This is a genomic window from Faecalimicrobium dakarense, from assembly GCF_000499525.1.
Classification (GTDB): domain Bacteria; phylum Bacillota; class Clostridia; order Peptostreptococcales; family Peptostreptococcaceae; genus Faecalimicrobium; species Faecalimicrobium dakarense.
In genome coordinates, this window is the sequence record NZ_HG529400.1 from 1 (window position 1) to 4555 (window position 4555).

4 protein-coding genes and 1 pseudogene are annotated in these 4555 nt (G+C 30.0%); 3 read left to right on the top strand and 2 right to left on the bottom strand.

All coding sequences use genetic code 11. The features are described 5' to 3' along the window. The first annotated feature begins 262 nt into the window (after nt 1-262). A pseudogene (gene pdaA, locus BN899_RS20630) lies at nt 263-1140 on the top strand (delta-lactam-biosynthetic de-N-acetylase). Nucleotides 1141-1180: 40 nt separating this feature from the next. On the opposite strand, the gene BN899_RS14250 reads toward pdaA, so the two are convergent. Next, complete coding sequence (locus BN899_RS14250) at nt 1181-2554, bottom strand: hypothetical protein (RefSeq protein ID WP_042276707.1); 1374 nt, start codon at nt 2552-2554, stop codon at nt 1181-1183. Nucleotides 2555-2835: 281 nt separating this feature from the next. On the opposite strand from BN899_RS14250, the gene BN899_RS14255 reads away from it, so the two are divergent. Both BN899_RS14255 and BN899_RS14260 read left to right on the top strand, forming a co-directional pair. Beyond that, nucleotides 2836-3618, top strand: a complete 783-nt coding sequence (locus BN899_RS14255) for a threonine/serine exporter family protein (RefSeq protein ID WP_042276709.1) — start codon at nt 2836-2838, stop codon at nt 3616-3618. After that, complete coding sequence (locus BN899_RS14260; RefSeq protein ID WP_042276712.1) at nt 3618-4076, top strand: threonine/serine exporter family protein; 459 nt, start codon at nt 3618-3620, stop codon at nt 4074-4076. Before BN899_RS14255 ends, BN899_RS14260 begins: the two co-directional genes overlap by 1 nt. A 30-nt stretch (nt 4077-4106) precedes the next feature. Here BN899_RS14260 and BN899_RS14265 read toward each other — a convergent pair whose 3' ends face one another. After that, nucleotides 4107-4511: a hypothetical protein gene (locus tag BN899_RS14265; RefSeq protein ID WP_042276714.1), complete on the bottom strand. Its 405-nt coding sequence runs from the start codon at nt 4509-4511 to the stop codon at nt 4107-4109. Nucleotides 4512-4555 lie beyond the last annotated feature (44 nt).

The window sequence follows — 4555 nt, forward strand, 5'->3', positions numbered from 1 at the left end:
ATTGTTTGTGTCTCTCTCGAGCACATTTATTATATTATCATCTTAGTTCAACAAGGTCAACTATTTTTTTACATTTTTTAAATTTATTTTAAATTTAAAATTTATTGTAATCTTATTTTAGATTATGTAATTGGCTTCATACCTATATTTTATCTACAATTTAATCAATAAAATTTTATTTATATATTACCAAATTAGTATAGATACAAAATATTGGTCAATAAAATATAACATAAGTATTATATGTAAGGAGATAAAAAGTATGCATAAAAAATTAATTTCTTTTTCAATATTATGTCTAATATCTATTTCTTTAGTTGGTTGTAGCTCCTTAAAGGATAGTTCTGATGATAATAAAAACAATAATATAAAAGAATCTACTAAGGATTCAATATCTATAAATGATAAACCTGTAATAAGTAATATTGATACTTCTAATTTAGATAACGCTAAAATAAGTTGGTTCTTCGTCCCTAATGATGAACATAAAACTCCAACGGTTAATACTGACCTTAAATTTAATCTAAGCGATTATAATGCAGTTTATAATGGTCAAACTAATAAAGAATCAAAAACTTTATATTTAACATTCGATGAAGGTTACGAAAATGGATATACTCCAAAAATACTTGATGTATTAAAAGAAAAAATGTAAAAGCCATTTTCTTTGTTACTTCACACTACATAAAAACGAATCCCGAACTAGTAAAGCGAATGGTCGATGAAGGTCATATAGTTGGAAATCACACTATGAGTCACCCATCTCTTCCTGATAGGGCTAATGACTTAAATCTATTTAATAGTGAATTTAAAGATGTTGAAAATAGATATAAAAAAGTTACTGGAAAAGAAATGGTTAAATTATTTAGACCTCCTATGGGTCAATATTCTCAAAAAAGCTTAGCTATGACTAAAAATTTAGGTTATACTTCTGTATTTTGGAGTTTTGCTTATCATGATTGGGATCCTAATGAACAGCCAGCAAATAATGATGCTATAAAAAAAATAATGAACCACTTACATGATGGCTCTATACTTCTATTACATGCAGTTTCTAAAACAAATACTGAAATATTAGGAGATTTTATTGATAAAGCAGAGTGTGAGGGATATAAATTTAAATTGTTAGATCCAAAATAAAAGATGGTGGGCATAATGTCCATCATCTTTTTAATTAATTTTAAATAATCAATATAGCAACTATAGTAGTCACTACTAGACCTACAATTACAGGAATAAAGTTTCTCTTAGCTAACTCTAACGGACTAACTCCACAAATAGCTGCTGCTGATACTAAGGCCCAAGGAACTAAACATCCTCCTCCTACCCATATTGCTGCTATCTGACCTAAAGCTGTAAGTGCTCCTGTATTACAATTTATAGCACTTCCAAATACTCCTGCTAAAGACCCTGCCAGTGACATTCCTGAAAATCCTGAACCATCAAGACCTGTTATAGCTCCTACCACAGTTTCTATACTTGCTACTGCCATTTTATTAAGAGGAACTGATTGTGCTAAGGCTAAACCTATATCCGATAGTAATCCTTGAGATCCTCCTGGAAGTACATCTCCTAATACAGATGTTAGTGGTGCAACTTCTCCCATATAGAAAAACGCTGCTATTGGAACTATTACTGCAAATATTTTCATACCAAACATAAACCCATCAGTTACATGGTCACAAACTTTATCAAATCCTTTTCTACCATTTTCTAATAGATCTATTATCACTAATAAAAATACTGCTGTCCCACCTAATAGTGCCGATGCATCTCCTCCTTTAAGGTTAAATTTATACATACATACTATATCTAAAATGAAACCTATAGCTACTATTAATGTTGATAGTTTAGCTTTAGTACTGAATTCTTTAATTTCTTCATATTTTACATTTGATATTTCATCCTTAAACATTCCTTTTTTAATATCTCTTCTTAACATATAAAATGATACAGATATTGTTACTATAGACATTACCCAATAAAGTATCATACCATCATTTATAACAGATGATACTGGTATCCCTGCTGCTCCAGCTGTTATACTAGGTGCCCCTTGTATTATAAAGTCAGTTGATAAAGCAATACCATGACCAAATAAGTTAAGTGCAATAGCTACTCCAATTGCTGGAAGTCCAGCATTTACAGCTACTGGCAAGAAAATCGCTCCAACTAAAGCTACTGCTGGTGATGGCCAGAAAAACCATGAAAGAAGTAACATAACTATACCTGTTACGAAAAATGCTGTCGTTGAGTTTTTGATAATTTTAGAGAAAGGTTTAACCATGTAGTGAATTGAATGGTTTTCTTCTAATGCTTTAGATAATGCAACCATAATCGCTATAATCAAAATTATAGGACCTAGCTCATTTAATGATACTATAAAAGAACTAAATACTGCTCCTACTGCTCCTACTATGCTTTTTTTATAAAACAATCCTAAACAAAATACCCCTAAAGCACACGGAACTATAATGTCTTTTTTCATAATCATTATGATTAATATAGCTACCATAAATAAAATATAGATATAATGAGCCCCTGTCAAAACCATATTTATGTCCCCTTTTCAATTATATGAAATTTTAATTTCCAACTGCTAAGCTTGAGTAACGTACGAAGTCGTTTAAGCCAGGTGTGAGTAAACTACTTGAACGATATAAGCGAAGCGAATTTTTGTTATATTAAGTATTATATGAACCCAAAAATAAAGTTGTTAATAAAAGTTTATTATTTAGGGAAAATAATACATATAATGAAATACATATTTTATTAAATTTGATATAATCTTTATATTATAAAATATTATAGATTTTGTTTTGGAGGTTTATAGGTATGGAATATAATCAAAGCTATAAAAAAGACATACTTCGGCTAGCGTTATTTATAGGAGAGCTTATGCTTTCAAATGGGGCAGAAACATCTAGAGTTGAAGACAGTCTTCTTAGGATTTGTAGGTCTCGTGGGTTTAAACATGTTAACGTTTTTACAGCGCCTACAGTTATAATTATTTCAGATGATAGATTTGACGGTTTTACTTTTATGAAAACAATAAAGAATAGATCTATAAATCTAAATAGAATTTCGTTGCTTAATGACTTTTCTAGAGAGTTTGTGAGTAATACAGACTTAACCGTTGAGCAAGCTCTTGTAAGGTTAAAGAAACTAGATCAAGCTTACTCATATCCTCCATACATAGTTAACTGTGCTACTGGATTTGCTTCAGCTAGTTTTGCCTTTTTACTTGGAGGAAATAATATTGCAACATTTTTATTTACTTTTATAACTTCTATACTGGCTATATTTGTTTTCAATAAAATGATGAAAATTAGTTCCATATCTACATTTTCAAGTTTAGTTGCATCTATCGTAATAGCCTCTGCTGGAGCTTTGCTTACTCAATTTGGTCTTTTAGATACTCCTAAAATGCTTATAGTTGGTTCTATTATGCCACTACTTCCTGGGGTAGCATTTATAAAAGGTATCCGTGATTTAATTTCTGGGGACTTAATATCAGGAGTATCTCGTGCTTTTGATGCTGGTATGACTGCTATTGCTATTGCATCTGGAGTTGGTCTTATACTTGATTTATGGCTTAGAATAGGAGGTGCTTTCTAATGACTGATATGCCAATTTATATGCATTTTTTATTTTCATTCTTCGCTACAGTAGGTTTTTCAATATTTTTAAATGCACCAAAGTCTGCACTTTTACCAGCTGGTGTAACTGGTGCTGTTGGTTGGTCTTTATATTTTGTATTATTTAATTTATCTTCTAATTCAATATTTGCTAACTTTATAGCTGCTGCTGTTGTTTCTTTACTTAGTGAAATATTAGCTAGAAAGCTAAAACATCCAGCTATTTTATTCGTAATTCCTGGTATTATACCATTAGTTCCAGGTCTTGGAATGTATAATACTATGCTTTACTTAGTCCAAAATCACTTTGATTTAGCAATATCTACAGGTGCAGATACTTTATTTGTAAGCGGAGCTATCGCACTAGGCGTATTGATTATAACTTCACTTTCTAGAACATTGACTATATTACAATTAAAACAAAAAGCTGCTAAATAGCAGCTTTTTTTACTTTAGTTTAGATTAAATTTAATTTTGATTCTTACTCTCTTCAATATTTTTGTCTATAGATTGCTTTAATTTTTCGCCTTTTTGATGACTTATTACATTTTCATTTACCATATTGTCTATAACTTCATCTCTTTTTTTCTTCATTTCGGCTTTTCTTTTTTCTTCTAGCTTCTTATTATACTCATCTATCTTTTTTATATCCTCATCATTTAAAACACCTGAGTCTTTAAGTTCTTTTATACTTTTTTCAAATACAACCTTGCCTCTTCTATAATATTTTGGGCACTCTTTAATACTTTCTGTAATCTTAGTTTTAGAACTTTCTTCATTTTCTATAGTATTAGCACTTGCTATTTGTATGTTTGATGAGCTTATCATTAACGTCATAAGCATTGCTAATCCTGCATATTTTTTTAACTTCATAGTTTTGCCTCCTAAAAAATTATTTTTTTCATATATAGCTTTCC

What these genes read in the sequence shown, in the direction of transcription:
- BN899_RS14260 (WP_042276712.1), top strand. Translation starts at nt 3,618, where the DNA reads ATGACTGATATGCCAATTTATATGCATTTTTTATTTTCATTCTTCGCT.
- BN899_RS14265 (WP_042276714.1), bottom strand. Translation starts at nt 4,511, where the DNA reads ATGAAGTTAAAAAAATATGCAGGATTAGCAATGCTTATGACGTTAATG.
- BN899_RS14250 (WP_042276707.1), bottom strand. Translation starts at nt 2,554, where the DNA reads ATGGTTTTGACAGGGGCTCATTATATCTATATTTTATTTATGGTAGCT.
- BN899_RS14255 (WP_042276709.1), top strand. Translation starts at nt 2,836, where the DNA reads ATGGAATATAATCAAAGCTATAAAAAAGACATACTTCGGCTAGCGTTA.